Source organism: Pseudomonas moorei, assembly GCF_008801475.1.
Taxonomy (GTDB): Bacteria; Pseudomonadota; Gammaproteobacteria; order Pseudomonadales; family Pseudomonadaceae; genus Aquipseudomonas; species Aquipseudomonas moorei.
Genome location: NZ_VZPP01000036.1, coordinates 1 through 4,133, shown reverse-complemented (window position 1 = coordinate 4,133; position 4,133 = coordinate 1). Strand labels below are relative to the sequence as shown.

Below are 4,133 nucleotides of genomic sequence, written 5' to 3'. Positions count from 1 at the left end.
TGCCTTCGTCGGCGGTGATCACCACTTTCGACTTGCAGTCGATGATGCGCCCGGCCAGGGCTTCGGGCGAGAAACCGCCGAACACCACCGAGTGAATCGCGCCGATCCGGGTGCAGGCCAGCATGGCGACCACGGCTTCGGGGATCATCGGCATGTAGATCGTCACCACGTCGCCGCGGTGCACGTCCTGGCCGCGCAGGGCGTTGGCGAATTTGCACACTTGTTCATGCAGTTCGCGGTAGGTGATGTGGCGGCTCTCCGCCGGGTCATCGCCTTCCCAGATGATCGCGACTTGATCGCCGCGCTCGGCCAGATGACGGTCGAGGCAGTTGTAGGAAACGTTGAGGGTGCCGTCGGCGAACCACTTGATGTCGACATGGTGATCGTCGAAGGAGGTCTGCTTTACCGTGGTGAACGGCTTGATCCAGTCGAGGCGCTTGGCTTGCTCGCGCCAGAAGCCGTCGGGGTTGACGACCGACTGCTGGTACATGGCCTTGTAGGTCGCCTCGTCGGTCAGCGTGTTGGCCAGAACCTCGGGACGAACGGGATACAGGGAAGCCGCACTCATCTTTCTTACCTCGGTGGAATAGTTGTTTTTGTATGACCCCGTTGTAGCCCGGGCCGGCCCTATAGAACCATTCGACGATGGTAGTAACAAGCCCATACAAAATGTCCTGAATAGAGCACCACCCTCCCACACAGTGCCCACCGCGTCTTACCCCAAACGAAGTAGGAGCGAGCTTGCTCGCGATGGTCGTGAACGATAACGCGCTAAACCTGACACCCCGCCTCTCCCCACGATTCATCACGAGCAAGTTCGCGCCTGCACGGGATTGTTACGGAATCTGTCAAAGGTGTTTATCAAAAGCATGGCTATATGAATAAGCCCCCCGCCCCTAAAATCTGCCTCGCCAACCCGGCAAACTGAGTTAACCAAGTTACAGCCCCCACGAAGGCAGTTAACCCAACATCAAAGTAGTTCGGCTCCACACGCAACCCCAAAAAGGTTGCGTGACCCCACTCGACCTTAGAAAGGTAAAACTTAAATGAAAGCTTTATTGGTTCTGGCCCTCAGCAGTCTGTGCGCAACCGCCATGGCAGATGAGGTCTCGACTGATGTCGCGCAGCAGCAACCCGCCGTAGAGGAATACACTTACTCAATGCACCTGGATATCGCCAAAGTTGTATCCATGAGCGAAGTCCCCAATGTTTGTGAAGTTGTCCCGATGAAAATGGAGTACGACGACTCCAAAGGCCAACGTCATATCCTGCGTTACAGCGTCATGGGTAACGGCTGCTCCAGCGGCTGATTCACCCGCCCCTCATTTCCCCAAGGTTCGACCCAACCGCCCGAAGTATCAGGCCGCTGAAGCGCCGAACCTTATACATCTACAAATTCGATTGCTTAATGCATTCATGTGCGATTTTTAATCGATTTGTCAGGCATGGCATGAGAACCCTACCCAAGGCACATAACGCCAACAAACCTGGAGTCACTCCCATGAAAAGCAAACTGATCCTCGCCCTGACCCTCTCGGTACTGGCTGCCAACACCTTCGCCGCCGATGGCTTTGACCACACCGGCTCTGCCACCTTTGTCGCTGACGGTTACCCAATGACGGGTTCGGCAGTGGCCGCCGACGGCTACGACCATACTGGCTCGGCCACTGTCACGGCAGAGGTTTTTGCGCGCACCGAGTCGGCCAATCTCAGCTGATCACTGAAGGTCGCTCCCGGCCCGACTTCGGTCGGGCTTAGTTGTGTCTGGAGCCTGAGAAACCCCCTTCGAAACACAAGATGTAGTGAAAAAAGCCTTTTCTGGTTATTTCTTGAGCAAAAATAAACCAGGGCAAACATTTACGAAAAAAAATCTGCACCGGCCAAAGCCCTGTAAACCCTCGCTCCGACCGAAAAACGGTCCCTGTCGACCGATCCGTGAGCCATTTCGCCGCACCACGGCACCGAAAACTTCCCTATAATGCGGCCTTAAACGGGCCTGCAATATTCCCTTACAGGGATGAAAAGCCAGTCTGAAGCCCCGCAGAAGCGTTCGATGCTTTCTGCGCCCATCAGTGGCTCTCGGAACCCCGTACAAATTCTGTTTTATTGCCTGCCTTAGCTGCTGCAAAAAACGATTCCTTTAGATCCATCGCGGCCAGTACGGCCGTGTGAAAGACCAACCTATCAATTTCACACGGGCAATCTGGCCCTCACGCAGGAGACGACACGTCATGCTGAGCTGGGACGAATTCGACAAAGAAGACACGGAAGTAGCGGTCAAGAGCGCCAACGCTGGCCACGCCACCGAAGCCAATATGGACCGTCTCGACAGCGCTGGCGGTGCCGCCGCCCTGGAAGCCCGTGCCGTCACCGCCACTGACTCCGCCGCCGTCGCCCGTGCCAAGGCTGCCCTGGACGCACTCGACGTCGCCGAAGGTCTGGCCGAACTCGAAGGCGCCTCCGCCCGTGTCGCCGTTGACGAAAAACGCATGATCAACTGCCGCGCCGACCTCAACCAACTCGTGCCCTTCAAGTACGACTGGGCCTGGCAGAAGTACCTGGACGGCTGCGCAAACCACTGGATGCCGCAAGAAGTCAACATGACCGCCGACATCGCCCTCTGGAAAAACCCGGAAGGCCTGACCGACGACGAGCGCCGCATCGTGATGCGCAACCTCGGCTTCTTCTCCACCGCCGACTCCCTGGTCGCCAACAACCTGGTCCTGGCCGTCTACCGCCTGATCACCAACCCGGAATGCCGCCAGTACATCCTGCGCCAGGCGTTCGAAGAGGCGATCCATACCCACGCCTACCAGTACTGCATCGAATCGCTGGCCATGGATGAAGGCGAGATCTTCAACATGTACCACGAGATCCCATCGGTCGCGAAGAAAGCCACCTGGGGCCTGAAATACACCCGTTCGATCTCCGATCCGAAGTTCGAAACCGGCACCGTCGAAACCGACAAAGAGCTGCTGCGCAACCTGATCGCCTACTACTGCGTTCTGGAAGGCATCTTCTTCTACTGCGGCTTCACCCAGATCCTGTCCATGGGCCGTCGCAACAAAATGACCGGCGTCGCCGAGCAGTTCCAATACATCCTGCGCGACGAATCCATGCACCTGAACTTCGGCATCGACGTGATCAACCAGATCAAAATCGAAAACCCACACCTGTGGGATGCCGAAATGAAGGAAGAAGCAACCCAGATGATCCTGCAAGGCACTCAACTGGAAATCGAATACGCCCGCGACACCATGCCTCGCGGCGTACTGGGCATGAACGCGGCCATGATGGAGGACTACCTCAAGTTCATCGCCAACCGTCGCCTGTCGCAGATCGGCTTGAAAGAAGAGTACCCAGGCACCACCAACCCGTTCCCATGGATGAGCGAGATCATGGACTTGAAGAAAGAGAAGAACTTCTTTGAGACGCGGGTTATTGAGTACCAAACCGGTGGTGCGCTTAGCTGGGATTGATTCTGGGCGTGCTAGCGATTCGCTAATCGCATTTAAATAGCATAACTAAAAAGCCCCGATCTAATCGGGGCTTTTTAGTTTCAACAGCTAATTTTTAAGCAAGCTTAGGCGCAGCTCTCTTCACCCTTCGCCTCTTCAGCAAAGCGTTGGTCGTAATCCCTTACCTTGTCGAACAGGATACCAAACACAACTTTCGAGATCTTCGACGCCAGTAATGGGGGCACTGCGTTTCCAACTTGGTGAAACTGGTCGGTTCTGCTGCCTTGGAAGAAATAGTTATCTGGAAATGTTTGAATACGGGCGGCTTCTCTAACAGACAAACTCCGGCATTGAGTTGGATCGTAATGGATAAAATAGTGTCCATCTTTGGATATATGACTTGTAATAGTTGTGGCGTATCTATCTTCAACCTGAACTCTAAATCGATCGCTAAACTTCCCTGTTTCCCAGTTCTTATGGTCGGGTGCCAGCCCCTTTAGGAAAAACCCCTCATGCCCTTTAGGCGAATAACCATGAAGCTTTGCATATGTTGCCGCTGACCGAAAACTGACCCAGTAAAGGCTGTTCTGCCGACTGAAAACTGACCCAGGTGTTCAATTGCTTCTGCTCACTTTTCGAGCAGGAGAACACAGGGTGATCAGCATGGAAATGTTG

At 55.0% G+C, this 4,133-nt stretch carries 4 protein-coding genes and 1 pseudogene; 3 read left to right on the top strand and 2 right to left on the bottom strand.

Annotation, left to right across the window (positions count from 1 at the left end; all coding sequences use genetic code 11):
- On the bottom strand, positions 1-568 hold a 568-nt coding region (locus F7R06_RS30590; RefSeq protein WP_151149726.1), incomplete at its 3' end, for an AMP-binding protein.
- Between the two features lie 478 nt (positions 569-1,046).
- Between F7R06_RS30590 and F7R06_RS30585 the strand changes: the two genes are divergently transcribed.
- The 3 genes from F7R06_RS30585 (at position 1,047) to F7R06_RS30575 (ending at position 3,479) form a co-directional block, all read left to right on the top strand.
- Entirely contained in the window at positions 1,047-1,310 is a 264-nt protein-coding gene (locus tag F7R06_RS30585) for a DUF2790 domain-containing protein (protein WP_090324593.1), read from the top strand.
- Between the two features lie 191 nt (positions 1,311-1,501).
- Positions 1,502-1,717, top strand: a complete 216-nt coding sequence (locus F7R06_RS30580) for a hypothetical protein (RefSeq protein ID WP_090324595.1) — start codon at positions 1,502-1,504, stop codon at positions 1,715-1,717.
- 514 nt (positions 1,718-2,231) lie between these two features.
- Entirely contained in the window at positions 2,232-3,479 is a 1,248-nt protein-coding gene (locus F7R06_RS30575) for a ribonucleotide-diphosphate reductase subunit beta (protein ID WP_090324615.1), read from the top strand.
- Between the two features lie 104 nt (positions 3,480-3,583).
- On the opposite strand, the pseudogene F7R06_RS30570 reads toward F7R06_RS30575, so the two are convergent.
- Positions 3,584-4,015: pseudogene (locus F7R06_RS30570) on the bottom strand (DNA cytosine methyltransferase); the annotation flags it as partial.
- Positions 4,016-4,133: the final 118 nt, after the last annotated feature.

What these genes read in the sequence shown, in the direction of transcription:
- F7R06_RS30575 (WP_090324615.1), top strand. Translation starts at nt 2,232, where the DNA reads ATGCTGAGCTGGGACGAATTCGACAAAGAAGACACGGAAGTAGCGGTC.
- F7R06_RS30580 (WP_090324595.1), top strand. Translation starts at nt 1,502, where the DNA reads ATGAAAAGCAAACTGATCCTCGCCCTGACCCTCTCGGTACTGGCTGCC.
- F7R06_RS30585 (WP_090324593.1), top strand. Translation starts at nt 1,047, where the DNA reads ATGAAAGCTTTATTGGTTCTGGCCCTCAGCAGTCTGTGCGCAACCGCC.